This window comes from Bacillus sp. FSL R5-0512, from assembly GCF_038593295.1.
Taxonomy (GTDB): domain Bacteria; phylum Bacillota; class Bacilli; order Bacillales; family Bacillaceae; genus Bacillus; species Bacillus safensis.
In genome coordinates this window covers 1,282,095-1,306,542 of the sequence record NZ_CP151982.1, presented here as the reverse complement: position 1 = coordinate 1,306,542, position 24,448 = coordinate 1,282,095, and the positions used below count along the sequence as shown (strand labels likewise).

The 24,448-nt window shown below is 41.3% G+C and carries 23 protein-coding genes; 4 read left to right on the top strand and 19 right to left on the bottom strand.

Translation table 11 applies throughout. The annotated features are described in order from the left end of the window. Positions 1-65: 65 nt before the first annotated feature. On the bottom strand, positions 66-2,192 hold the full coding sequence (locus tag NSQ25_RS06620) for a penicillin-binding protein 2 (protein ID WP_326136499.1): 2,127 nt from the start codon (positions 2,190-2,192) through the stop codon (positions 66-68). Between the two features lie 337 nt (positions 2,193-2,529). Here NSQ25_RS06620 and NSQ25_RS06615 point away from each other — a divergent pair, with 337 nt between their 5' ends. Beyond that, the gene (locus NSQ25_RS06615; RefSeq protein WP_061109766.1) at positions 2,530-3,324 is read left to right on the top strand and encodes a CAP domain-containing protein; all 795 of its coding nucleotides are present in this window, start codon (positions 2,530-2,532) and stop codon (positions 3,322-3,324) included. A gap of 97 nt (positions 3,325-3,421) precedes the next feature. Here the strand turns inward: NSQ25_RS06615 and NSQ25_RS06610 are convergent, their stop codons facing one another. The 10 genes from NSQ25_RS06610 to NSQ25_RS06565 all read right to left on the bottom strand — a co-directional run bounded on the left by NSQ25_RS06610 (position 3,422) and on the right by NSQ25_RS06565 (position 14,975). Continuing rightward, complete coding sequence (locus NSQ25_RS06610; protein ID WP_326136500.1) at positions 3,422-4,294, bottom strand: NAD(P)-dependent oxidoreductase; 873 nt, start codon at positions 4,292-4,294, stop codon at positions 3,422-3,424. Positions 4,295-4,307: 13 nt separating this feature from the next. Further along, positions 4,308-5,093: an SDR family oxidoreductase gene (locus tag NSQ25_RS06605; RefSeq protein WP_144496611.1), complete on the bottom strand. Its 786-nt coding sequence runs from the start codon at positions 5,091-5,093 to the stop codon at positions 4,308-4,310. A gap of 73 nt (positions 5,094-5,166) precedes the next feature. Further along, on the bottom strand, positions 5,167-7,128 hold the full coding sequence (locus NSQ25_RS06600; protein WP_326136502.1) for a methyl-accepting chemotaxis protein: 1,962 nt from the start codon (positions 7,126-7,128) through the stop codon (positions 5,167-5,169). Between the two features lie 113 nt (positions 7,129-7,241). After that, positions 7,242-8,270: a spore photoproduct lyase gene (gene splB, locus NSQ25_RS06595; RefSeq protein WP_034281564.1), complete on the bottom strand. Its 1,029-nt coding sequence runs from the start codon at positions 8,268-8,270 to the stop codon at positions 7,242-7,244. An 82-nt stretch (positions 8,271-8,352) separates the two neighbouring features. Continuing rightward, on the bottom strand, positions 8,353-8,595 hold the full coding sequence (locus NSQ25_RS06590; protein WP_044331928.1) for a transcriptional regulator SplA domain-containing protein: 243 nt from the start codon (positions 8,593-8,595) through the stop codon (positions 8,353-8,355). A 100-nt stretch (positions 8,596-8,695) separates the two neighbouring features. After that, positions 8,696-10,414: a phosphoenolpyruvate--protein phosphotransferase gene (ptsP, locus tag NSQ25_RS06585; RefSeq protein ID WP_041106058.1), complete on the bottom strand. Its 1,719-nt coding sequence runs from the start codon at positions 10,412-10,414 to the stop codon at positions 8,696-8,698. Further along, positions 10,414-10,680 (bottom strand): phosphocarrier protein HPr, encoded by a 267-nt coding sequence (locus NSQ25_RS06580; protein WP_003211078.1) that lies wholly within the window; start codon positions 10,678-10,680, stop codon positions 10,414-10,416. Before NSQ25_RS06580 ends, ptsP begins: the two co-directional genes overlap by 1 nt. 93 nt (positions 10,681-10,773) lie before the next feature. Continuing rightward, positions 10,774-12,873 (bottom strand): glucose-specific PTS transporter subunit IIBC, encoded by a 2,100-nt coding sequence (gene ptsG / locus NSQ25_RS06575; RefSeq protein WP_024424696.1) that lies wholly within the window; start codon positions 12,871-12,873, stop codon positions 10,774-10,776. 202 nt (positions 12,874-13,075) lie between these two features. Then, the gene (locus NSQ25_RS06570; RefSeq protein ID WP_024424695.1) at positions 13,076-13,930 is read right to left on the bottom strand and encodes a transcription antiterminator; all 855 of its coding nucleotides are present in this window, start codon (positions 13,928-13,930) and stop codon (positions 13,076-13,078) included. A 55-nt stretch (positions 13,931-13,985) separates the two neighbouring features. Further along, a complete protein-coding gene (locus NSQ25_RS06565) occupies positions 13,986-14,975 on the bottom strand; it encodes a LacI family DNA-binding transcriptional regulator (RefSeq protein WP_326136503.1) in 990 nt (329 codons plus the stop codon). Positions 14,976-15,068: 93 nt separating this feature from the next. Between NSQ25_RS06565 and NSQ25_RS06560 the strand changes: the two genes are divergently transcribed. After that, a complete protein-coding gene (locus NSQ25_RS06560) occupies positions 15,069-15,212 on the top strand; it encodes a hypothetical protein (RefSeq protein ID WP_162842493.1) in 144 nt (47 codons plus the stop codon). Between the two features lie 53 nt (positions 15,213-15,265). Here NSQ25_RS06560 and NSQ25_RS06555 read toward each other — a convergent pair whose 3' ends face one another. The 6 genes from NSQ25_RS06555 to NSQ25_RS06530 all read right to left on the bottom strand — a co-directional run bounded on the left by NSQ25_RS06555 (position 15,266) and on the right by NSQ25_RS06530 (position 21,797). Further along, positions 15,266-16,360 carry a Xaa-Pro peptidase family protein gene (locus NSQ25_RS06555; RefSeq protein ID WP_034281559.1) on the bottom strand — a complete coding sequence of 365 codons (1,095 nt, stop codon included), beginning with the start codon at positions 16,358-16,360 and terminating at the stop codon, positions 15,266-15,268. Positions 16,361-16,464: 104 nt separating this feature from the next. Then, a complete protein-coding gene (locus tag NSQ25_RS06550; RefSeq protein ID WP_252050388.1) occupies positions 16,465-18,384 on the bottom strand; it encodes a heavy metal translocating P-type ATPase in 1,920 nt (639 codons plus the stop codon). A 288-nt stretch (positions 18,385-18,672) separates the two neighbouring features. Beyond that, the gene (gene stoA / locus NSQ25_RS06545; protein ID WP_034281555.1) at positions 18,673-19,161 is read right to left on the bottom strand and encodes an endospore biogenesis thiol-disulfide oxidoreductase StoA; all 489 of its coding nucleotides are present in this window, start codon (positions 19,159-19,161) and stop codon (positions 18,673-18,675) included. 54 nt (positions 19,162-19,215) lie between these two features. Beyond that, positions 19,216-20,532 carry a polysaccharide biosynthesis protein gene (locus NSQ25_RS06540; RefSeq protein ID WP_024424690.1) on the bottom strand — a complete coding sequence of 439 codons (1,317 nt, stop codon included), beginning with the start codon at positions 20,530-20,532 and terminating at the stop codon, positions 19,216-19,218. A 113-nt stretch (positions 20,533-20,645) separates the two neighbouring features. Next, positions 20,646-21,296, bottom strand: coding sequence for a cell wall hydrolase (locus NSQ25_RS06535; RefSeq protein ID WP_326136504.1), 651 nt, complete (start codon positions 21,294-21,296; stop codon positions 20,646-20,648). 306 nt (positions 21,297-21,602) lie between these two features. Further along, a complete protein-coding gene (locus NSQ25_RS06530; RefSeq protein WP_034281552.1) occupies positions 21,603-21,797 on the bottom strand; it encodes a hypothetical protein in 195 nt (64 codons plus the stop codon). A 167-nt stretch (positions 21,798-21,964) separates the two neighbouring features. On the opposite strand from NSQ25_RS06530, the gene NSQ25_RS06525 reads away from it, so the two are divergent. Then, the gene (locus NSQ25_RS06525; RefSeq protein ID WP_003211747.1) at positions 21,965-22,153 is read left to right on the top strand and encodes a DUF2187 family protein; all 189 of its coding nucleotides are present in this window, start codon (positions 21,965-21,967) and stop codon (positions 22,151-22,153) included. A gap of 123 nt (positions 22,154-22,276) precedes the next feature. Here NSQ25_RS06525 and NSQ25_RS06520 read toward each other — a convergent pair whose 3' ends face one another. Then, positions 22,277-22,495, bottom strand: a complete 219-nt coding sequence (locus NSQ25_RS06520; RefSeq protein WP_024424687.1) for a hypothetical protein — start codon at positions 22,493-22,495, stop codon at positions 22,277-22,279. Between the two features lie 389 nt (positions 22,496-22,884). Then, positions 22,885-23,631 carry a glucose 1-dehydrogenase gene (locus NSQ25_RS06515; RefSeq protein WP_111927283.1) on the bottom strand — a complete coding sequence of 249 codons (747 nt, stop codon included), beginning with the start codon at positions 23,629-23,631 and terminating at the stop codon, positions 22,885-22,887. A 168-nt stretch (positions 23,632-23,799) separates the two neighbouring features. Here NSQ25_RS06515 and NSQ25_RS06510 point away from each other — a divergent pair, with 168 nt between their 5' ends. Beyond that, on the top strand, positions 23,800-24,168 hold the full coding sequence (locus NSQ25_RS06510; RefSeq protein WP_326136505.1) for a winged helix-turn-helix transcriptional regulator: 369 nt from the start codon (positions 23,800-23,802) through the stop codon (positions 24,166-24,168). The last annotated feature ends 280 nt before the right edge of the window (positions 24,169-24,448 follow it).

The window sequence follows — 24,448 nt, the reverse complement described above, 5'->3', positions numbered from 1 at the left end:
ATCGAGGGAAACGTCCATAAATTCAGCAAAAAGGGAGCACTTTCTGCTGCTGTGCTCCCTGCGGTTTATTGTTTTTCATATTTCTTTTGCAATTCAACGTACTTATCCACAATTTTACTTGGGATGTTTTTGATGACAGGATCTTTATCTGAAACATAAGGTGTCACGACACTAAAGGCTACCTCTGGATTAGAAGAAGGATAATATCCTCCAAAGGTTAAGTTGTATGTTGAATTTCCCCACCAGCTGCGGTTGGCGCCATAGTAGAAGGTTTGTGCTGTACCCGTTTTTCCTGCGACATCATGCTGACCAAACCGGCCAGCGGCAGTTCCGCCTGTTGATGTGACCATTTTCAGTCCCGTTTTTACGCGGTCAATATCTGCTTTCGAGTTGTTAATCGTATTCAGCACCTTCGGCTCATATTTTTTTACGACTGGGCCTACTTCATCATTCTTCGTTGGAAGATGAACACTTTTCACTACTCTTGGCTGAATACGGCTGCCTCCATTGGCGATCGTCGACATGTATTGCGCCACTTGAAGCGGTGTATACGTGTCATACTGACCAATTGCTTCATCAAGCAAGAGTCCGCCGACCGTCTTAGGATGCGTCTGCATCCCGCTTGATTCCTGCGGCAGATCGATCCCCGTTTTCACGCCAAGACCGAATTGCGCATAGTAGTTTCTCATTTTTTGTAAGTGCTCAGGCCTTGCAGGTAACGGACCATCCTTTTGATAGGTGATGCCCGCCATTCTCATCGCTACTTGGAACATGTAGACGTTGGAACTTTTTTGGAGTGCCTGAATGTCGTTAACCCATCCAAGAACTTTGTAAGACTGTTTCGCCTTTCCATTACTTCCTGCAAAATAGAGCGGTGTATCCATATAGGCTTGGTTGTGTGACATCCCGTCCTGATAACCGCCAAGTACTGTGGCTCCTTTGACAACAGAGCCCATTTCGTACTGGGTCGTAAATGTTCCGATCGCATAATCTGTAACGTCTCTGCCGTCCATTTTCTTGCCCGACATGGCGAGAACATCCCCTGTGTGAGGGTCCATCATGACGACAAAGGCACGATCCATCATATAGTTTCTCGCGCTGGCAGATCTAAGCTCTGATTCAACAATTTTGTCGACTTCCTTTTGCAGCTCCATATCAAATGTCAGCGCAAGATCAAGTCCTCTTCGTCCTTCTGTCCGCTTGATTTCATCGAGCAGCTTCCCGCCAACCTGTGTATATTGAACGGTCGCTTTCTCTGGATTTAGAAAATCCTCGTACTGATATTCTAAATAGCTCTTCCCTACCCGGTCATTTCGCGAGTAGCCTCTTGCCATATAGTAATCTTCACGTTCTTTAATAATTCCTTGCTCTGGTGTCGTCACACCGCCAAGTACATTATAAAGGGTCTTTTCATACGGATATTTTCTTGTCCAGTCGTTGATGACGTTCACACCAGGCAGTTCATCAAGATGCTCTGAGACAAGTGAAATCTCTTCATATGTCAAACTCACGGATGAAGTCTGTTTTGATTCTTTCGTTTCATCGAGTAAAGCCACTTTTTCGTCCCCTTTTTTCTCTTCGTTTGGGTCCATTGCCTTCACGATTTGGGGCTCAAAGGCATATCCGCCTGTAAATCTACGGTAGATCGCTGCAACAGCTTTTTCCTCTGCATCCTTTTCGATAGCCTTGACTTCTTTCTTTGGGACACGCTCTACTTGAAGCGGATAGACATCCTTTGCATCGATATCTTTTTTCTCCGCTTTTGAAATGAGTTTATCCGCTTCTTTCGGATGGCTCGCCAGCCAAAAATCCCGAATGTCACGCTCTCTCAAAAAATCAGTATCCATTTTTATATAAGTCGCAAGTTTTCTTGCTACCTTAATCTTATCCTCCGCTTTCACACCGCTTTCTGATGTATAAACGATGGCAGGCACACTTTCGTTATCAACGACGACTCTTCCTCTCGCGTCATACATTTTTCCTCTTGGAGACGGGTATGATGCTGTTTTGACCTCTGTTCGGTTGGCTTGCTTTTTATAATCTTCACCATTGACGATTTGCAGCACACCAAGCTTGATCACAAGTCCAGCAAATAAACTAAATACAGCGAAGAAAAAGAGATTAATTCTCCAGGCGTTCCGGCGCTTCATTCTTTTTTGCTCGGTAGCACCTTGATGCTGTTTCTCTCCCACTTATGTAGCTCCTCTCATCCTTTTCAATCTTTTACAATTACCACTCATTATTGTAACACTTTTGTAATAGTTGTTACAGCGAAACGAGTGAAAAAAAGCTGTCAATCCCTAATCTGCAAAAAAATATACTAACACTTTAAAATATTGGTATGTTTATGTCGTTTTCTTTAAATGGAAGAATTCCCTATCCTTTGATATGAAGCGGCTCTTACGATGACTTTAACAAAAATGACAAACTGGCATTGTCAATGGAGGATGCTGGTACGTTTATAACAAAAAGTCCATGTTATGATTTTTTGTGAGAAAACAAAACAAAGATTTTAGGAGGAGTTACAATATGAAGAAGAAATCATTCTTTTTTTCAGCGCTGACAGCTGCTGCACTCATCACATTCACTGGAGGACATTCAGCTGATGCGAAGGAGCTTAACCTGAAACAAGTAATAAATGTACAGCATCAAGCCATTGATCTTCATACACTAGCAGCAAAATTACATATCTCTTCAGATGTAAATAAGCTAAGCAAGTCGAATCAAAAAGAGATCGAAGCTCTATTAAACAAACTGATCAAAAGCGGTCAACCTGTTACTGGAACAAAAGTAGTGAAAGAAGTAAACAAAGCAAAACAAGAACAAAAACAAGAATCAGTGAAAAAACCAACTGCTTCTAAGCCAAGCACTCCAGCAAAAGAAAACACAAACAGCAACACTAAAGCTGACCAAAAAGACACAGCGGCATCAAAAGCAGACAGCAGCTTAAATGCATTTGAAAAAGAAGTGGTTGAGCTGACAAATAAAGAGCGTGCAAAACAAGGCTTAAAGGCACTTTCTGTTGATTCTAAATTAAGCAAATCTGCTCGTGCAAAATCTCAAGATATGAAAGATAAAAACTATTTCTCTCATACAAGCCCAACTTATGGATCTCCATTTGATCAAATGAAGCAATTCGGTATCACTTACAAATCAGCAGGTGAAAACATTGCCCAAGGTCAAAGATCCCCTCAAGAAGTTGTGACAGCATGGATGAACAGTGAGGGCCACAGAGCGAACATTTTAAACAAAAGCTATACACATATCGGTGTTGGTTATGTGAAATCTGGCAACTACTGGACTCAGCAATTCATCGGAAAATAATATCAAAAAAACCTGTCCCTATGTGGGACAGGTTTTTAGTTTGTTTTGAGAGTTTGTTTAAAGCTGCAAACTATTCCACCTAGGCGGGGCAGTTTATTTATTTGACCCATAATTTATAGATGCTCTGGGTCCCGCTGTTTTCTTCACCCTGTTCGCTCAGCTTTTCATAAAGTGACTTCGCAAGTGAGAGCCCTGGCATTTCTTCCCCCATCAGCTCTGCTTCTTCAAGTGCAATGCCCATATCCTTGATAAAATGTTTCACATAAAACCCTGGCTCGAAATCGCCTTTCAGCATTCTTGGTGCAAGATTTGACAAGGACCAGCTGCCGGCTGCACCTGTTGTGATGCTTTTGAGCACCTGCTCTGGATCAAGCCCTGATTTTTCGGCATAGGCCATTGCCTCTGCGACACCGACCATCCCCGCTGCAATGGCAATTTGGTTACACATTTTTGTATGCTGACCGCTTCCTGCCGGTCCTTGATATTGAATGTTTTCACCCATTTGCTCAAATAGTGGCAGACAGGCTTCATAGGCTGACCTTTCTCCGCCGATCATAATGGCCAGCGTGCCATTTTGGGCTCCTATGTCTCCGCCTGATACAGGTGCATCTAATGCATATACACCTCTTTCCTTCGCTTTCAGCTCAATTTCTTTTGCAAGCTGAGGCTTCGATGTCGTCATATCAATGAGATATGTACCTGGAGCGGCATGTGCCACAAGCCCATCTTCACCTAAATAGATCTCTTCTACATCCGATGGATATCCCACCATTGTGATGACGGCATCTGCACTTTCTGCAATCTCTTTTACTGCCGGCTTCCATAAAGCCCCTTTTTGAATCAATGCGTCTGCTTTTGCTTTCGTTCTTGTATAAACGATAACTTCATAGCCTGCATCCATTAAATGCCCTGCCATACTGCGTCCCATTACACCGATTCCTATAAAACCAACTGTTTTGATTTGTGCCATCACTTGTTCCTCCTTAAAGAGACTTTGTCAATCCACCATCAATGATCAGTGTTTGACCTGTCATATATGTATTGGCTTCAGATAAAAGAAACACTGCATATGCTGCAAATTCCTCTGGCTGTCCGTAACGGCCAAGAGGGATCGCTCGTTCAGCCTGTGCTTTGATTTCTTCAACCGTTTGATTCTCTCTTTGTGCTCGGTGCTTTTCCAGCTGTTTCACACGGTCTGTTTCAATTTTTCCCGGTGCTAACGTATTGATCAAAATGCCATCCTTTGCAAGCTCCTGAGCGGCTGTTTTTGTCCAGCCGGCAATGGCAGGTCTAAATGTATTCGACAGCATTAAGCCCGGTATCGGTTCTTTCACTGACATTGACGCAATATTTAACACACGTGCGCCGCGTTTTTTCAAATAAGGCAATGCCTCTTTTAATAATCGAATATAGCTGAGTAAATGAAGCTGAAATGATTCGATCCAATCTTCATCTGTTAAGGTGTCGAGCGTCCCTGTTTTTGGCCCGCCTGTATTGTTCACAAGAATGTCTAGACACTTCTCATCACCGGCCGCCGCTTGTACAAGCGCCTTGATTTGCCCGGCGTCAGATACATCACATACTTGATAAGTCAGCTGTCCTTTAACAAGCGGAGACAGCTCGTTGACTGTTTCTTTCAGCTTCTGTTCATGTCTTCCCGAGAGCATCACATCTGCTCCTTCTTTTGCTAGAGCAAAGGCAATCGCTTTTCCGATACCTTGACTGCTTGCAGCCACCAATGCTTTTTTTCCAGTTAGATTGACATCCATGTCAACACCTCCTCTCGTTTATTTTATCATACAAAAAGAACCTTGCTCACATCGCAAGGTTCCTTTCCGCTCATTACACCTTAAATCGGTCAACCGCCTGACGCAGTGCCTGGCTTGATTCGTTCAGCATTTCAGTTGAAGTTTTCGTTCTTTCTAACGCTTGAACTTGTTCATCTGTAGACGCATGCACTTCCTCAGCTGAGGCAGCAGATTCTTCTGAAATGGCAGCAATGCTTTGAATCGAGTCACTCATCTTCTGCTGTTCTTCTGTCATTTCATTGATCTGTGTATGAATGCTGTCGATTGAACCGACAAGTGCCTGCATTTCCATTGTGATGCTGCTGAGTGCCTCACCTGTTGCATTGATGGCGGCACCTTGTTCCTCATTCATTTTACTTGCTGTTGTCATCGCTTCAGCCGCCTTCTTCGATTCATCTTGAATGAGTTTGACGGTTTCACTAATGTGTTTTGTTGACTGCGCAGATTGTTCAGCAAGCTTTCTCACTTCTTCTGCAACTACAGCAAATCCTCGTCCACTTTCTCCTGCTCTCGCTGCTTCAATGCTTGCATTCAGTGCAAGTAAATTCGTTTGATCCGAGATTTCAGAAATAGCAGTCACGACGTTTTCAATATTTTTCGTTTTATGCTCAAGGTCTAGCAGCATTTGCTCTACCTTTTTCGATTCTTCGTTCGCTTGTGTTGATTTTTGGACGAGCACACCAAGTGCGTCAAGTCCTTTATAGCTTGCATCTTCAGATGATTTTGAGTTGGTTTGCATTTGCGTGGCAAGCTCACCCATATGACGCACTTTCTCATACAAATGCTCTGATTTCTCATTAATTGTTTCTGCATCTGATGCCTGCTTAGACGCTCCTGTTGCCACCTCTTGAATGGCCGTTGCAATCTGTTCGCTAGAAAGCAAGGTCTCATTTGAAATGTGCGTCACTTCATCCGCTGATTTCACAACTTGATCTGAAGCCCCTTTCACTTTTTCAATTAACTCCCTGATATCCTCGGTCATTTGATTGAAGCTTTTCGTGAGGAAACCAATTTCATCTTGGGACTTCGTTTCAAGCGTGCTTGTTAAATCGCCTTCCGACACCTTACGAGCGTGCTCTATTAGACGCTTGATTGGCGTTGTAATGCTTCTTGCCAATAAGAAGCTGAGGATCATCGCAAGAATAATGGCAATGACGGATATAATGATACTTGTCTGATTCATTTTTTCTGTGATCCAAAGCAGTTTACTTTTCTCAAAGCTGACACCAACCGTCCAATCGGCTTCTTTGATTTTAGATAGGACCGTCAGTTCTTTGCTGTCATCAACACCTGAGTTGTCAAGCGCTTTTTTCACAGAAGCGACCTTTGATATGTTTTTTCCTTGCTCTGTTGGATGCGCCAAAAGGGTGCCTGTGCCATCAACTAAGAAAGCGGTCCCCTTATAAGGAATCTCTTGTTCATTTATATACGTTTGAATGGAGGACAGCTTCAAATCAAGTCCAGCGACTCCAATGACCTTTCCATCTTTGACAATCGCCTTCGTGGCTGAGACAATCATTTTTTTCGTTGCTTCATCAATATATGGATCTGTCCAAACGACCTGATCAGGCTTTTCGGCTGCTTGTTTAAACCAGCCTTGTTTCGATGGATCATACCCTTCGCCAAGATCGAACTCCGGAAAGCCGAACATTTTTCCGTCACTTGTACCTATATAGGCAAACGAAATGAGTTTATCCTGTTCCTGCATGTTTTTTAGTTCATCGTTTTCAAAAGCCAATGTTTGCTTGGTTTGTTTTCGCGCAAATTCTTCAGTCATTGTACTTGTTGCGAGTTTATTAATTGTATTGCCGTAATTATCAAGCTTTTCTGTAATAATGTCTTTCATGCTTTTTGCCGTTGCTGCTGCGGTGGTTTTTGCATCTCGTTCAATCAGTGGTCTTAACACTAAGTTGGAACCCACTTGAACAGCCACGACGGTTAAAATTAAAATAACTGAGATGAAAACAGCTATTCTCACTTGAAGTTTCTTAAACATCTCATCACCCCTACATCTACTTTCACACCTTAATTTATATATCGGCAAAATGATACCGCATTCAATAGTTGTAAGAAAATTTAAATAGAAAAAACAAGCCATATAGGCTTGTTTTAAGTAAAATATTCAATTTTTGCAGAAGGAAAGTACTGATCTATATATGACTCTAAAGTCTCTCTCAGTTCTTGTTCCTCATCTTTTTGATAGATATATTTTCCTATACCGTATCTTCCCCACTTGTATCTTCTTTTTTCTTCGTCCAACTCTAATTTTGATTTTGGGTAATTTTTTTGAATCACACGCTTTGCTGGTTTTGTAAAGCGATGCTGAATCATCTCAAAGGTGATATCGTCTCTCACATCTTCAGGAAGAGCTGCATCAAGCTTTTCAAAAAGAACTTTATATCCTTCCTGCCAGCCTTCATGGATGTAGATTGGAGCAACAATAAAGCCTAGAGGATAGCCTGCCTTTGCGACCTTAACAGCCGCTTCAATCCGCTGATCTAGCGGTGATGTGCCAGGCTCGAAATATTTAATGACATAATCGGCATTGATACTAAAACGGAATCTTGTCCGGCCATTATGCTTTGCATCTAACAGATGATCGACATGATGGAATTTCGTGACAAAGCGAAGTTTTCCTAGGTCCGTCTGCCCGAAGTATTCAATCGCTCGTTTGAGTGTATGTGTCAAATGGTCAATTCCTACGATGTCTGAAGTACATGATGCTTCAAATCTCGTGATATCCGGCGCCCGCTCGTTCATGTATTGATCTGCCTGATCTAATATTTCTTCTACATTGACGTACGTTCGGATGTACGGCTTACTTCCCATTGTTGTTTGCAAATAGCAATAATGACAATGCCCCATACATCCTGTTGCAAATGGGATTGCATACTCTGCAGATGGTTTAGACGAGTCAAACTTTAATGTCTTCCTCACACCAATGACAAGTGTTGACTTCGCATTACGATACTTTTGCAAGTCATTTTTTCCCGGAATATTTCTGACCTGGTTGTGTGAAGTCGTTTCTCTTATTTCGATTCCCATACCCTCAAACTTTTCCTTCAGCTCTCGTCCTAACGGGTACTCTAACGCCCGAGGTTCAATGTAAACAAGCTGGGGAACGAAAGGTTTGATCATATTAAGCACATCCTTACCTTTAAGGTTTTCATACCGTTACTTTAACCGCACAGGATGGCTTTTATCCTTTCTAAAATCTCCCTTATTCAAACAAGTCTTGATAAAGAGCTTCTGCTTCTTCATATGTTGGAAAAACAGCATCATCTGGTGCTAGTGGATGATACGTTTCAAGCAAAAAGAGGGCAAGCTCTTCTTCGTTGTATGGATGTGAAACAATTTCTGCTTCTTTAATTTGTGCTACGTTTGCAGCATGTGGATTTCGATAAATCACATATACTTGATCACCCGGTTTGTAGTCTGAGAAAGGCAATCTGGTCACCTCCATTTTTTAATTATAGGGTGCCCTTCTCACTGCCCAATATGACTCAATATGATAAAATTCGACAAAAAAACCAGACAGTTTCACCTGTCTGGTTTTCATTCACTTAGTTCTGTTGAAACGTCTTCTTGACGAAATCAACCACTTCTTCTGTTGTGCTAAGTGATAAAATATGCTCTTTAAATGACGCAGCTTCTTCTTTAGAAAGCTTGCTTAGCTGCGTTCTAGCTGGAAGAATGGATGTTGCACTCATTGAGAATTCATCTAATCCTAATCCAAGTAGTAGCGGGATTGCGATTTCATCTCCTGCCATCTCACCGCACATGCCGACCCATTTACCCTCTTTATGCGCTGCTTCGATCACAAGCGTAATAAGACGTAAAATCGCTGGGTTGTAAGGCTGGTAAAGGTAAGACACTCGTTCGTTCATTCGATCAGCAGCCATTGTGTATTGAATCAAATCATTCGTTCCAATACTGAAGAAATCTACCTCTTTTGCAAATTGGTCTGCGATGACAGCTGTTGATGGAATTTCTACCATCATTCCGATTTCAATCGAATCAGAAACGTCTGTACCAGCAGCAACTAATGCTTCTTTTTCTTCAAGTAAAATGGCTTTTGCTTCTCTAAATTCTGATAACGTCGCGATCATAGGGAACATGATTTTCAAGTTTCCATATGTACTTGCACGAAGTAAGGCGCGTAGTTGTGTTCTGAAAATCTCCTGCTCTTCCAGGCAAAGGCGAATGGCTCTATAGCCAAGGAACGGGTTCATTTCTTTTGGAAGCTGCAAGTAAGGAAGTTCTTTATCGCCACCAATATCAAGTGTGCGGACAACCACTGCTTTCCCTTCCATCTTCTCTAAAACTGTTTTATACGCATCGAACTGCTCTTCTTCTGTAGGAAGCTGGTCTCTGCCCATGTATAAAAATTCAGTACGGTACAATCCGACTGCTTCGCCGCCATTTTCAAGTACACCTTTTACATCTTCAGGTGTTCCGATATTTGCAGCTAGCTCTACGTGAACGCCGTCTTTTGTAACCGTTGGCTGGTCAACAAGTTTCGCCCATTCCGCTTTTTGAGCTAAGTAGTCTTCATGCTTTTTTTGATACGCTTTCACTTCATCTTCAGAAGGCTGAATGATGACGTCTCCAGTAATACCATCCACAATGATCAGATCATCGTTTTTCACCGTTTTTGTTGCTTCTTTTGTCCCAACAACTGCTGGAATCTCCATAGATCTTGCCATGATCGCTGAGTGAGAAGTACGACCGCCGATATCTGTTGCAAAGCCTTTGACAAATTGTCTGTTCAGCTGAGCAGTATCAGAAGGTGTTAAATCTTCAGCAATGATGATGACTTCTTCAGAAATCATGCTTGGGTTTGGAATGTCAACGCCTAACAAATGTCCAGTCACACGTTTCGTTACGTCGCGAATATCCGCCGCACGTTCCTTCATGTATTCATTGTCCATTGCTTCGAACATTGTGACAAACATCGTCGCTGTTTCTTTTAAAGCAAATTCAGCATTTACTTTATCAGATTTGATTTTATCCTTTACTGGGCTTAGCAGTTCAGGATCACTTAACACAAGAAGGTGGGCAGAAAAGATATCTGCTTTGTCTTGGCCAAGCTCTTTTAGCGCATGCTCTTTAATTGCTTCAAGTTCTTGTTTAGAAACATGAATTGCTTCTTCAAAACGCTTCACTTCTGTCTCTGGATCATTGATGTCTTTTTGGTGAACTGTTAAATCTGGTTCTTCCAGACGATACGCTTTTGCAATCGCAACGCCTGCTGAAGCACCGATTCCTTTCAGTTGTTGCATTACTCGCCTAGGCCTTCACTTTTCATTGTGTCTTTAAGCGCAGCAAGTGCATCATTTTCATCAGAACCAGAAGCAGAGATTGTGATTGTAGCACCTTTCGCAATTCCTAGAGACATTACACCCATAATAGATTTCAGGTTCACTGTTTTACCATTATATTCTAAGTTGATATCAGCATCATATTTACTAGCAGTTTGTACAAGAACTGTTGCAGGACGTGCGTGAATTCCAGAATCTGCAGTTACTTTGAATGTTTGTTGAGCCATTTTTATCAATCTCCTTTTTATACAATTAATACATCCACAATATTATATCATACTGCCGAGCTTGTCATCTAACAAGAACGGCAGTTATGAAAATTATTTTGAAATTTTCATGATGTTTTCTTGTCCAGCTTTGATTTCACCGGATGCTTGAAGGTCAATAAATTGTCCTTCACTTAAGTTGGTAAATACAATTGGAGTCATCAAAGATGGTACTTCAGACTTAATTTTATCAATATCAACCTCTAAAAGTTTTTGACCGATTTCTACTTGATCTCCCTCTTGTACAAATGCTTCAAACCCTTCTCCTTTGAGGCCGACCGTATCAATTCCGAAGTGGATCAAAATTTCAAGTCCACCATCAGATTGCAGGCCAATGGCGTGTTTCGTCGGGAACACATTTAAGATCTTCCCTCTTACCGGTGAAACAACCGTTCCATCTGTTGGCAAGATGGCGAAACCGTCACCCATCATTTTCCCTGAGAATACTTGATCTGGTACATCTGTAATTGGATGAAGCTCCCCTGTAATTGGTGAAGCAAAAATTTCTTCCCCTTGCTCATTTTGAAGCGGCTTTGCAATGACTTCTTCGACCTGCTGGCTGACTTCTTCTTTTGCGGAAGGGTCTTTCGCTGGACGAGGCGTGCGGCCTGCAATGATGTCCTGCATTTGTGTTTTTAAATTATCAGAGCGCGGTCCAAAGATTGCCTGGATGTTGTTCCCTACTTCGAGAACACCTGAAGCGCCAAGCTTTTTCAAGCGGTCCTTGTCCACTTTCTTCTGATCATTGACAGTAACACGTAAACGCGTGATACAAGCATCAAGGTGCTTAATGTTTTCTTGATCACCCATTGCTTCAAGGATTTCATAAGGCAAGTCATTACCTTTTTCAGACTTCGCCTCACTTGCTCCGTCTGCTGCTTCATCCTCGCGGCCTGGCGTTTTCAGATTAAATTTGCGAATGGCGAATCTAAATCCGAAGTAGTAAATGACAGCAAGGACAAGACCTACTGGAATGACGAGCCACCAAGCGGTTCTATTTGGCAGGATACCAAATAGGAAGAAGTCGATTAACCCTCCTGAGAAGGTCATCCCGATTTTCACGTTTAGAATATCCATTATCATAAAGGATAATCCAGCGAATACACAGTGAATCGCAAATAATACTGGTGCAACAAACAAGAATGAGAATTCAAGCGGTTCAGTGATCCCTGTTAGGAAAGAAGTAAGGGCCGCTGATCCCATTATTCCTGCTACTAGCTTTTTATTCTTTGGTTTTGCTTCATGGTAAATCGCAAGTGCTGCTGCTGGAAGACCGAACATCATGAACGGATATTTCCCTGTCATGAATGTACCAGCTGTCAGCTGTACACCATCTTTGATTTGCGCCATGAAAATACGCTGGTCACCACGGACAAGCTCTCCTGATAAGCTCTTGTAGCTAAAGAACTCATACCAGAATGGTGAGTAGAAAATGTGGTGCAGACCAAACGGAATTAATGATCGTTCAATGACACCGAATACAAAGGCAGCCAGCGGCTCATTCGCTGCGAGCAGTCCTGTTGAAAATGAGTTCAGTGCACCTTGGATTGGCGGCCAAATGACTAGCATCAATAGCCCTAAAATAAGTGCTGAAATAGAAGTAACGATTGGAACAAAACGCTTACCAGCAAAGAAGCCAAGATATTGCGGGAGCTCAATTTTGTAAAATTTATTATACATATAAGCTGCTAATACCCCGACGATAATCCCGCCAAAAACGCCGGTAGACAAGGTCGGTATACCGAGCATATTAATATATGCTGGATGGCTTTCCTTGAAGAACTGGGCCAGTTTGAGTGAATCGGATGGAATGGATCCGTTGGCCATTAATACGGCACTCATCGTTACGTTCATGACAAGATAACCGATGATAGCGGCAATTCCTGCCACTCCGTCTCCATTGGCAAGACCGATGGCAACCCCTACAGCAAATAATAGTGGAAGATTCGAGAAGACGATGTTCCCCGCATTCTCCATGACACTTGCAACAAGCTGAATTGTATCGTTGCTTAAAAATTGAGCTACATCAATCAGCTGCGGATTTTGCATCGCATTCCCAAGTGCTAGTAAAATACCGGCAGCAGGAAGGATCGCAACTGGAAGCATGAGTGCTCGTCCAATTTTTTGCAACACACCAAAAAGTGATTTAAACACTGGTTGAACCTCCTTTTGTTTTCGCTTACAACATACATTTGGGATGCTCCCTGACGTACATTTCATAATTAACCGTTTACATTTCACTTTCAAACGCAAAAAAAGGCATGGTGATATAAGGTTGCGCAAATAACAGGATCTTATCCTGTATTTACCTTAAGTCACTCATGCCTGATCGAATCAGTTACACGTTTCAAGGAAACTATGAAATTTTATTTGTCAATCTGTACAGATGAAGTGTCAGGTAGACGGCCTCAGCATCCTGTACAGGCTTTTTCAATGCATGCTGCAAAATTTTGATCATTTTCCAAGCAGTATTGTAGCATAAAGGATATTCATTTTTCAATAGATGAAGCAATTTTTCTGGCTCCTCTAATGATTCTCCCCGTTTAATACGCTCAATTGAAAACGTAATATGGCGTAATAAGCGTAAATAATGAATACTTTCTCTGTCTACTTTCATATGAAACGAATCTTCAATGACTTGGACCATTTGTGTAATGAGCTGCGAATGACGGTTCACCTCAGATAAAGGCCGATTCGTCAAAGCTGAATGGATATGGAGCGCTATAAAGCCAATTTCTCCTTCTGGCAGCTTCGTTTCGACATCTGGCCGCTCGTTAATCAGTTCAACGACTTCCTTTGCAACCTCGTATTCTTTCGGGTAAAGCGATTGCGTCTCAAGCATAAAAGGGTTCGTGATATCATAGCCTTGCTGCACCCGCTTAAAACTAAACGCAATATGGTCGGTCAGTGCAACATGTATATGCTCATTCAATCGCTGTCCCATTTTTTCTCGTATATGATAAATGACGTCATTGGCAAGCTCAATCATGTTCTCATCAATATGATGAAGCAGCTGTTTATATTCTGTTTGTTCCTTCGTGTTTTTTAACACAAACATTTTTTCAAACACGTCTTGATCGAGAAGATCACCCGATTTTTTACCGAAGCCGATCCCTTTCCCAATCAGAACCACTTCGCCCAAAGAAGGGTGTCTTGCGATGATGACATTATTATTTAACGCTTTATCAACGGTGAAGGATTCCATGAACATCCCCACCTCCTTCTTATTCAATCCCTCTTATCGTACAAAACAGATGAAACGTGCGTCAACGATTGTTTTTCAAAACGGTTGTTGTCCGCTCAATCAGGTGAAATGGCAGCATTCTTTTTTCTGATTTCTCTCCCTTTAATGCCCGGTCGAACAAGTCAAAAGCTTCCTGTCCCATTTGTTTGAGGGGAATATGAATGCTGGAAATCCCCAAAACCTCACTCAATTGGTTATTTTGAAAGCTGAGTATGGCTGGTGATTCTCCTACTTTTATGTCATGACGCTGCGCCTCTAATAAAAAGCCTGCAGAGACTTCGTCATTTGTGATGAATAAAGCTGTAGGACGATTTTTCATTTTCTGCCATTCTGCAAATAATTGCTTCCCATCAAGCAGGGATAACTTCCCTTCGATGATCCATTCCTCATCAATGGTCTGTCCGAGCGATTGCATCATGTCTTGATAAGCCTGAAGGCGCGACTTGCTATTCGCTCCTTCTGTTCTGGCGAGAACGATCGCAATTCGTTGATGCCCGCATGCAGCCAAATGATACAGGCCTTCCTTAAATGCTTGATCATGCGCAATCGACACGGTTGAGCATTGATCGTGCGGCGCAGGATGGCAAAATATAATCGGCCCTGATTCCTGCCACTTTAAAATGTGACCATCACTTAACGCATTTGAACAAAATATTAAACCATCCACACGGCGCTCTTTTAAACTCATTAACGCTTCTTTTTCTTTTAATGGGTCATATCCTGTTTGAAATAAAGCAAAATGCATACCGCGCGCCTGTGCTTTTTCTGCAATACCTGTGACGAGTGTGCTGAAATAAGAGTGTTCAATGTTTGGAAGGACAATGCCAAGCATATTCGAATAGCCCTTCGCTAAATGAACCGCCTGAATGTTTCTCGTATACTTGAGCTCTTCCATCGCTTGTAGAACACGCTCTCTTTTGTCCTCTTTGACATAAGGATGATGATTCAACACACGTGATACGGTTGTCACAGATACGCCCGCTCTTATCGCAATCTCCCTTATGTTTGCCATTTTTTCTCCTACTTTCTCTTGATATGGTAAGCGTTTCATACTTTAAGATGTATGTGAGCTGAACAAATCACTGGATGGAAAGGGGAATTCAAGATGGGTTTCATCATATGGATTATATTATGTATGACTGTTTTGTTTTCTGCTCGTTTTGCATTACATCCTTTAGGAAAAGAACATAAAATCAAACCGTTTCAATCAATTGATGATTTTTTTGTTGATAAGGATCGAGAAGAGTGATAAAAAATCACGATGACACTTCCAAGACCTGGACGTTCATCGTGATTTTTTTATTACTTGATGATCGTCAGCTCTTTCGGATAATTGGTTAAGGTGACTGGACCATCTGCCGTAATGAGAACATCATCTTCAATTCTTACGCCGCCGACTCCTGGGACATAAATTCCTGGTTCAATCGTATACACCATACCTTCTTGCAGAAGGTCGTCATTTGCCTGACTCATAGAAGGAAACTCATGAACAGAAATCCCTAACCCATGTCCGAGGCGATGCGGGAAATATTCACCATACCCCGCTTCTGAAATCAGCCCGCGGGCTTTTAAGTCAAGATCGCCGATTCTCACGCCTGGCTTACTCATTTCAAGTGCTGCCATTTCTGCATTTAAGACGGTTTGATAGATGTCCTTTTGCTTTTCAGAAGCTTCCTGATAGATAAATGTTCTTGTGATATCTGAGCAATATCCATCGACAATGACGCCCAGGTCAAATAACACAAAATCGCCTTTTTTTAAGGCTGCCTGTCCCGGATTTCCATGAGGCTCGCCTGATTTTTCACCAAAGAGAACCATGGTTGAAAAGGACATGCCTTGAATGCCTTTTTTCTTTAGTTCATATTCTATGACAGCGAGCACTTCTGTTTCTGTGATTCCTTCTTTTAAGGCGTTAACCCCAATTTTTACACCTTCATCTGCCAATTGAGCCGCTTTTTTCAGTGTAGCAATTTCAGATTCATCTTTGATCAGTCTGAGCTGATCGAGCGCATCTTCAGCCCGGACGAACGTTTCTGCCCCGGTGACAGCTTGGAGCTGTTCTGCTCTTTGAAGCGGAATCGATTCTTTTTCAATCGCAAGACGCGCCGCTTGAATACCTCGTTTTTCTATCGCTGATTGAATGAAATCAAATGGATTCTCATGATCTTCATATCCAATGATATCGCCGGACCATCCTGCATTTTTTGCCTGCTCGACTTCCATTTTAGGCAAAATAAAAAATGGTTCTGCCTCTTGGAACACAAACAGCCCCATCACTCTTTCATGCGGCTCTGTGAAGTATCCAGATAGATAAAACACATTTTCCTTTGTATGTATAAATGCACCTTGAATGTCTTCTTTCTTAAGCCAAGAAGACAAGCTCTTCATTCGGTTCATCATGATCCTCCTCACACGTTTTACTACTGGTCTATTGTATCAGTTTTTGCTGTATTTCGCACAAAAGCGCACTGGCATGAATCCAGTGCGCCCTGATGATTGATTTAAGATGCACGAAGCAGACGCAGACCATTTAAAATGACCAAAATCGTACTTCCTTCATGCCCGATGACACCAAAGGGCAAATCAAGCACTTGTAAGAAATTCGCACAAATTAAAAGACAGATCACCGTTAATGAGAAAATAATGTTTTGCTTAATGATTCGATTCATTTTTCTTGAAAGACGGATCATCTTTGTTAGGTTACTTAAATTGTTCTTCATTAAAATGAGATCCGCTGTTTCTAAGGCAACATCTGTGCCTCCGCCCATCGCAACCCCAACATCTGCTGTGGCGAGCGCTGGTGCATCATTGATTCCGTCTCCTACCATGATGATTGAATTACCTTGTTTTTTTAATTGATTGACCTCATGTACCTTTTCATCTGGAAGACATTCAGCCACTACGGTTTGGATACCGGCTTCCTGCGCAATCGCTTCAGCCGTTTTTTGCTGATCTCCTGTCAGCATGACGGTTTGGATGCCTAAATCATTTAGTTCTTGAATCATTTTTTTGGCTTCAGGTCTGATTTGATCCTTAAGGCCAAGACAGCCAACAACTTCTTCACCCTTTTGAACGTAGACCACTGTGTATCCTTGAGCTGAAAGGTCATCACCTGTCTCTTCAATCTCGCGGTCGATTGACGCCTTACCCGCAAAGTCTTTCTTCCCAATCCGCCACGTTTCTCCATTTAATTGTGCTTTTACACCAAATCCAGAGGTTTCTTCAATGGTGACATGGACTGATCTTTCTGTTTGGTGTTCTTTTGCCATATCAGAAATTGCTTTCGCTAATGGGTGGTTTGATTGACTCTCAATTTGATAGAGTGCCTGATAAAAAGCAGATTCATCCTGCCCTTTAGCCATGACGACTTGTTCTACGGCTGGCTTCCCGCTTGTAATTGTCCCCGTTTTATCAAAAGCAATCATGCTGCTTGTGCCTAGTTTTTCTAAAAAGACACTACCTTTAACAAGCATTCCATTTCTCGCGCCATTTGAGATCAGTGACAGTGCTGCTGGCATGATGGATGCAACTAGAGCACAAGGTGAAGCAACGACCATAAACACCATTGCCCGGTAGAAAGTTTCACTCATACTCCAGCCGAGGACAAAATGAGGCAGAACCATTAATACCGCAACGGTAATCAGCACGCCTTTTACATAGGCACCCTCAAATTTTTCGATAAATGCCTGGCTTGGCGAAACACTTTCTTGAGCGGATTCAACAAGTTTAATAATTTTATGGAATAGCGTTTCTTCATTATGTTTCGTGACTTCCACTGTTAAGGAACCATTTAAATTCACTGTTCCTGCAAATACGTCTTCCCCCTGCCCTTTTTCCTGTGGAACAGATTCGCCTGTGAGGGCAGATTCATCCACACTTGTTCTCCCGCTTAAAATGACACCATCTGCTGCAATGCGTTCCCCAGCTTTGACCATAATCCGGTCACCTGGTGTTAATGATGAAGCGGCGATTTGAATGGTCGTACCATCTTCTTCAATTAAAGTTGCTTCATCTGGTGCAATGCTCATTAATGCTGTTAAATCTTTTTTGCTTTTATTTGACGTATACGTTTCAAGCGCACCACTCAGTGAGAAAATAAAAATTAAGATAGCGCCTTCTGCCCAATAGCCGATTAGAGCTGAGCCTATTGCTGCGAAAATCATTAAAAGTTCCACATTCAAGGTCTTCGACGAAATCGTTTCTTCAATTCCTTCCTTCGCCTTTGCAAAACCTCCAATAACAAATGCTAGGATGAAAAGAGGAATGCTCCACATACTCTGATCCTTTAGAATCCATCCAGTTAGAATAAGAATCCCCGATATACCTGCTGCAATTAATTCTCCGTGCTGTGCCCATTTATGTAAGGACCATTTCGATTCCTTTTGATTTGTCGTTTGGTAAAGTGCTGTATTCTCATTCATGATTGTTTTCTCCTCTCTAATTGATAATCGTTTTCATATTATCAATCGTTGCCCGTTTCTTTTTCATCTATATTTTCTGCTATTTCAAGCTTTTTATTGGTCTGTCACTCATTATAACAGGTTCTGATTAATTTTCAATTAATAATTATTATAATTTCTTTTTGATAATAATTATCATTACTGATATAGACCGTTCCGTCTTCTTCTGAGCACAGTGTATTCAGATGAAAAGCAAACGAACACAAAAAAGAACCAACAGAATTGGTTCTTTCACAGAAAGGATTTGTTCTACGAATTTGTCCACTCTTTGATTTGTTTTTTCGTCAGTGGACCTACATGATTTTTCACCACTTCTCCTTTTTCGTTAATCAAAAAGGTCGTTGGAATGGTGATGATTTGATATTTCTTCATCATTTCTCCATGTTCATCTAGTATGATCGGGAATGTAAACCTTCTGTCTTTCACAAATTGGGCAACAGCATGTTTACTTTGTTCAGCACCTAGTAAATTCACGGTCAATATGTCAACATCACTCTGATTTTCTTTCACAATCTGTTCAAATTCGGGCAGCTCCATTTTGCAGGACGGGCACCATGTTGTCCAAAAATGCAAAATGGTCTTTTTCCCTTTTTCGGGAACCATCTGCATGTCACCATTTAATGTCGGCGCCTCTATCCTTGGCGCCATCACAGGCTCTTTTGCTTCTGCTGCTGTGCTCGTTAGAAATAGAAGCAGGGTCATCATCAGAAGACTGGCGGGTAGATGTTTACGATTCATCATGATCTTCCTTCCCAGTTTTCTTCTAGCTTGCCCTCTCGATGGCGATGACATTCAAGCTTTTTTCAATGTAAGAAACATTGAAACGCCGAGCTCCTTACAAATCGTCGCATAATGCAGGGCAGTCAACAGCAGCATGCCTGTGTTCATCCCTAAAATGACCCCCATCATATTCAAGCTTTCAATTGAACCGAGGAAATACACCATAGAAAAAGAGACGACATGCACCCATATATTATGTAGGAACACATCTTTGATGAGCCCCATCCCGATTAAACACGCTTGAAACGGCATCACAAACAGGTGGCATAAAAAGTATGGCCAAAGCAGCTGTAAATAGACAGCAGCTTGCGGTGAATCAAAAAAGAGCTGTGTGAGCGGGTAAGCAAAATAATACATGACCATCACTGCCGGCACCCCATATCCAAACGTTATAAGAATCGCCTGTCTGACACGTTTTTTCACAAGATCATACTGACCTAAAGCATAGGCTTCAGAGACACTCGGAATCATCACAATCATGATGGAATGAGCGATAAACGCTGGGAAAAAACCGATCGACATTGCGACACCAGCCAGCATGCCGTAATGATCAACAGCAAGTGTTCCAGAAATGCCTGCTGCTACGAGCGCTCCTTTGATTAAAAATGGTTCAACCGCATTGGCGATCGCATGAAAGATGCGCATGCCCGTTGTCGGAATGGAAACGGCTAATAGGCGCTTTCGCACATCACTTCCTCTTAATTCAACAGACCTGACATTCACAGCATTTTTTGCCATGACGTATTGGGAGTATAAATAAATAAAGACAACAAGATCACTCGCAACAATGACACCAATGGCGATGAGTACTGCTGTTTCAATATCAAACGAATACCAATGAAAAAACAAAAACAAGCAGATAAGCTGGATCGTTTTCTTCAGCATATTGGCTAAAGCAATTCTGCCCATTTGCTGCTTTCCCATAAAATAGCCGCGGGCAATGGAGGTAAACGCAATAATCGGGATAAGTGACAGCACTAGGCCCTTCATAAGCGGATGATACGACTGAAACACTGGAATGAAAGGCAGTACAATAGCTGCTATAGCTGTTGTTGTACTTGTCACCACAAGTGTCATTTTAAAGGCATGACGGAGCATGCTTTTGTGGAGACGCTCATGTGATTCTGCAATGAATTTAGAAATGGAGACTGGCAGCTCTAAACTGGCGATCACAAGGACAAGCATGATGATTGGAAGGATACTCATATATAAACCCATTCCATGTTCTCCAAGCTCTCTCGCTAAAATCATATTGACTAAAAACTCTATACACTCCGCAATAAAAGCTGCGACAGATAGCAGAATGACCCCTTTTACAAATCGATTCATGTAGCCTCCCCTTGTCTAAAGCAAATTCTTTTCACATTCTATGAGACAAGTCCAAAAAATATTTTAATAATTGAAGACAAAAAAAGAGCAATCTCATTGATCGCTCTTTTTCTCTATACGGCAAACACGTGACGTCCGATACGTTCTACAATTTTGCGGGAACGAATCCAATGATCTGTTGCCGTTTTTGGATTATAAAAATAGATAGCCTTTGTTGTTCTGTCATGCTCTTTTACTACCTGCTTCACCGCTTTAATGGAATCTTGATCTGCCTTATCATGAATGCTTCCATTTGATACTGGCTGGAAGGCATTTCGCTGATAAATCACACCTTTCACGCTGTCAGGAAAAGAACGATGCTCCACCCTGTTTAAGACAACACTTGCCACCGCTTTTTTCCCTTCGTAAGATTCACCTTTCGCTTCAGCGTGTACCAACCGAGAAAGCAAGTCCATTTCTTCATTAGAATACTGTTTTCCGCTTGCCTTATTCGTTGTTTCAGATTTTACTTTTTTCTTTTGCTTCGGTTTTGAAGACTTTTCTTCTGTTGACGTACTTAGCAATTTCACTTTTGGCTGACGCTTTTCTTCAGAAAATGCTGGGATGACTTGCTCGTGGTCTTGATCTATATATGAAAGCTGATGTTTAACAGGTGCTTGTGAAAGTTCGTGACTTAATGTGCCTTGCTGCTCTTGTATATTGTCCATCTTCATTGCTGCAACGAGCATAAGGATGACAAAAAGAGCTGTATGAATTTTAAACATTCGCCTTTTTCCTCCTTTAATCAAAGTAGGCTGTAAGATACTTGTCCACTCTAACAAGAGCTCATTCTATTTTCACGCACAAAGATTTACATGCCTGTCCAAATTCCGTCATTAAATGGCATGTCCTAGTTGAGCGCACATAAAATGGAATTGTTAGCGCTTAAAAAGGTCCCTTTTTCACCTATCATCATCCTTATGCTCCTGATTATGGGTTATTACATTTTCTTTTCATATGTATCAGAGTCGTTTGAAGTGTGACAAAAGAACGAAAATAAAAAAGCTTTCTCTCATCAATGAGAAAAAGCTTTAGCTTCTTGCTTCTGTAAGATATTCAAAAATAACATCTCCACCATGTTTGGCGATCCCGCGAAAATGTTTAAAATCATCTTGATTCACCAAAACAGAACGAAACGTTAAAAAGTCATCTTTTTGGATGGCCACCTGTTTTTCCGTCCCATTCCGTAAAGATTCGAGGATTGTGAGGATTTGTTCTTCAGTCAAAAAAACCGCTCCTTTTCAGCCATGATCAATTATTAAATATACCATTCGTTAGAAGAGCATACAACGAAAACAAAACAAAAACGTCTTTATCCTTTACATTGGTATGAAAATATTGCAAAATACTTTTTAATAGGGAATGAAATCTGTTTTTAAAGGAGAGGGATCGGTTGAAGATTGCAAAAATTGGAAATGTGATCGAATTTAGAAATGGTTTAACAGGTGTAGTTGAAAAAGTGAATGAAAACTCTGTCATTGTGGATGTCACCATTATGGACAACTATAGAGATCTAGAACTGGATTCACTAACAGTCGTTAATCATAAAAACTATAAAATCATCAAAGACTCCGTACATTAATTTGCAATCCTCAATTCAGACAATCGGTACATACGTATATATAAAGCAAATTTGGCTCGTTTGACAACTTTGCTCTATTTGAACAATCACATATGAAAAAGACTGATACCACTTAAAGAGGGGTCAGTCTTTTTGCGTATGAAAGGTTTGCATTTCCGCCTTCGTCTTGTACATCTCGACTTCCTCGGGTGTGATCACTCCTTTATCAATCAAGAGGGCAATCACTCCAAGCAATGTGGAGGCACTCCATTTATACCGTTCTTTGTTTTGATGTTCGAGCATTTGAAGCTCTTCCTTTAGCTCCATTAGCAGCTGCTCTGCCCGTTCTTCTTTGTTTGCCAACTCAAACGCCTCCATTTATCATTCATTGCCCTTATTTTATCTTACATCAAATGAGATAAGCAAAAAAACATGATCCCCCTTTACAAACGTACGTTCTGTTATGTATAATATGTTTACGAGCTGGTAGCCCCCAGCCGTCCTAGCAAGTTCTATTCCCATTCGTATGAGAAGAGTGACATGACTCTTCTCTTTTTTTATGGTTGATTCGCAAAAAAAGACATGCATCCGGCATGTCTTTTCCTTTTTTCTCATTTTACATATCCATCACCAAACTTAGTTTGCAGCATTTGTGGTTACTCAGGACATCAGGAAAACGACTTTTTTATATGACTCAAGTAAATCCCCATTAACTTTTTTTGGGGACGATTTGTAATCTCTTCGCAGTGACATTATACCTGTGCTAGCCCGCCATCTACGAACAATTCAACACCAGTCAAGTAACTGCTTTCGTCTGAAGCAAGGAAAGTTACAGCGTTTGCTACTTCTTCAGGTGTCCCAACTTTTCCAGCTGGAACAGTATTTCTGGCATCTTCCATCGCTCCTTCAAGTGCATCACCAAAAAGCTCATCGTATGCAGGTGTAAGAATCACTCCTGGACTTACCACATTTACACGAATTTCAGTACCTTTTAGGTCAAGAATCCAGTTGCGAACTAGTGCTCTTAATGCTGCTTTAGATGCTCCATATACACTAAATGCTGGGTTGCCAATTGATCCAGCAGTAGAGCCCGTTACAATAATAGAACCTACTTTGTCCGGGAATAGTGATAGCGCTTTTTGAACAGTAAAAATGGTTCCTTTCACGTTAATGTCGAACGTTCTATCAACCTGCTCTTCAGTAATTTCACCTAATGGCAGGAAGTTGCCGATGCCTGCATTAGCAAAAAGGATGTCCAACTTACCTTTTTCCTGCTTTATCATGTCATATAGTTTGTCTAAGTCTTCAAGCTTAGAAATATCACCTTGAACACCGGTTACGTTCTTGCCAATTTGGTTAACAGCTTTATCAAGTTCGTTTTGTCTACGTCCCGTGATATACACATATGCACCTTCGTTTACAAATTTTTGTGCTGCAGCAAGACCAATCCCACTTGTTCCACCCGTTACAAGTGCTATTTTACCTTCAAATTTACCCATACTTAACACTCCTTTAGAATTCATATTATTTTATGTCTAGTACCTTTAAGTACTTGAAGAACAACTTACAAGATATAGTATCCTTCAGTAAGCACATTATCGGAAGTACCCACTTTTTTGTGATATAGTAACTAAAAAGTAATAAATGTGGAATGGAGAGCTTTAGACATGAAAAAATTCAGCTGCGGGTTTGAAGTGACAAAGGAAGTGATTGGCGGAAAATGGAAAGGCCTTGTATTATACTTTTTAATGAATGGACCAAAGAGAACGAGTGAATTAAAGCGCATTATCCCAAATATCACTCAGAAAATGCTGATTCAAACACTTAGAGAGCTTGAGGCCAGTGGACTTGTGACCAGAAAGATGTATAATCAAGTACCGCCGAAGGTTGAATATTCATCCACTGAACTTGGAGAATCTCTTAAACCTATCTTGCAGGAGCTCTGTCAATGGGGGAGCCAATATGCGGAGCAAGAGTATGCAAAAGGTGAATATGAAATTGTACAACCAGAACAACTAAAGTTAGGATTGAAGTAGCTGCTGAAGTAAATGCTATACAACATCAATACCATCACCTAACAGATGAAGAACAGTCAGAAATAAATGAGATAGTCAATTTTGAAAGTGAAGTTCTAATCAGAAGTGTCATGGACTATATTCAGGAGAACTTTGATGAAATTCAAAAATGAGCTGTTTCAAATGTTAAAGAGAAGGTTCAGAAACTTAACTTTAAACAATGAATGAAGATATGATCATAATATTTAATGCCTCTGATCTCTAGATAGGCATTTTTTCTTTCGGATAAAAAAAAGACGTA

Excerpts from the sequence above, each read along its gene's own strand:
- ptsP (WP_041106058.1), bottom strand. The coding sequence starts at position 10,414 with ATGCAACAACTGAAAGGAATCGGTGCTTCAGCAGGCGTTGCGATTGCA.
- NSQ25_RS06535 (WP_326136504.1), bottom strand. The coding sequence starts at position 21,296 with ATGTTTAAAATTCATACAGCTCTTTTTGTCATCCTTATGCTCGTTGCA.
- NSQ25_RS06560 (WP_162842493.1), top strand. The coding sequence starts at position 15,069 with ATGGGTTTCATCATATGGATTATATTATGTATGACTGTTTTGTTTTCT.
- NSQ25_RS06570 (WP_024424695.1), bottom strand. The coding sequence starts at position 13,930 with ATGTTCATGGAATCCTTCACCGTTGATAAAGCGTTAAATAATAATGTC.
- NSQ25_RS06590 (WP_044331928.1), bottom strand. The coding sequence starts at position 8,595 with ATGGAGGTGACCAGATTGCCTTTCTCAGACTACAAACCGGGTGATCAA.
- NSQ25_RS06510 (WP_326136505.1), top strand. The coding sequence starts at position 23,800 with ATGAAAAAATTCAGCTGCGGGTTTGAAGTGACAAAGGAAGTGATTGGC.
- NSQ25_RS06565 (WP_326136503.1), bottom strand. The coding sequence starts at position 14,975 with ATGGCAAACATAAGGGAGATTGCGATAAGAGCGGGCGTATCTGTGACA.
- NSQ25_RS06515 (WP_111927283.1), bottom strand. The coding sequence starts at position 23,631 with ATGGGTAAATTTGAAGGTAAAATAGCACTTGTAACGGGTGGAACAAGT.
- stoA (WP_034281555.1), bottom strand. The coding sequence starts at position 19,161 with ATGAATCGTAAACATCTACCCGCCAGTCTTCTGATGATGACCCTGCTT.
- splB (WP_034281564.1), bottom strand. The coding sequence starts at position 8,270 with ATGATCAAACCTTTCGTTCCCCAGCTTGTTTACATTGAACCTCGGGCG.
- NSQ25_RS06615 (WP_061109766.1), top strand. The coding sequence starts at position 2,530 with ATGAAGAAGAAATCATTCTTTTTTTCAGCGCTGACAGCTGCTGCACTC.
- NSQ25_RS06600 (WP_326136502.1), bottom strand. The coding sequence starts at position 7,128 with ATGTTTAAGAAACTTCAAGTGAGAATAGCTGTTTTCATCTCAGTTATT.
- NSQ25_RS06605 (WP_144496611.1), bottom strand. The coding sequence starts at position 5,093 with ATGGATGTCAATCTAACTGGAAAAAAAGCATTGGTGGCTGCAAGCAGT.
- NSQ25_RS06610 (WP_326136500.1), bottom strand. The coding sequence starts at position 4,294 with ATGGCACAAATCAAAACAGTTGGTTTTATAGGAATCGGTGTAATGGGA.
- NSQ25_RS06555 (WP_034281559.1), bottom strand. The coding sequence starts at position 16,360 with ATGAACCGAATGAAGAGCTTGTCTTCTTGGCTTAAGAAAGAAGACATT.
- NSQ25_RS06580 (WP_003211078.1), bottom strand. The coding sequence starts at position 10,680 with ATGGCTCAACAAACATTCAAAGTAACTGCAGATTCTGGAATTCACGCA.
- NSQ25_RS06550 (WP_252050388.1), bottom strand. The coding sequence starts at position 18,384 with ATGAATGAGAATACAGCACTTTACCAAACGACAAATCAAAAGGAATCG.
- NSQ25_RS06540 (WP_024424690.1), bottom strand. The coding sequence starts at position 20,532 with ATGAATCGATTTGTAAAAGGGGTCATTCTGCTATCTGTCGCAGCTTTT.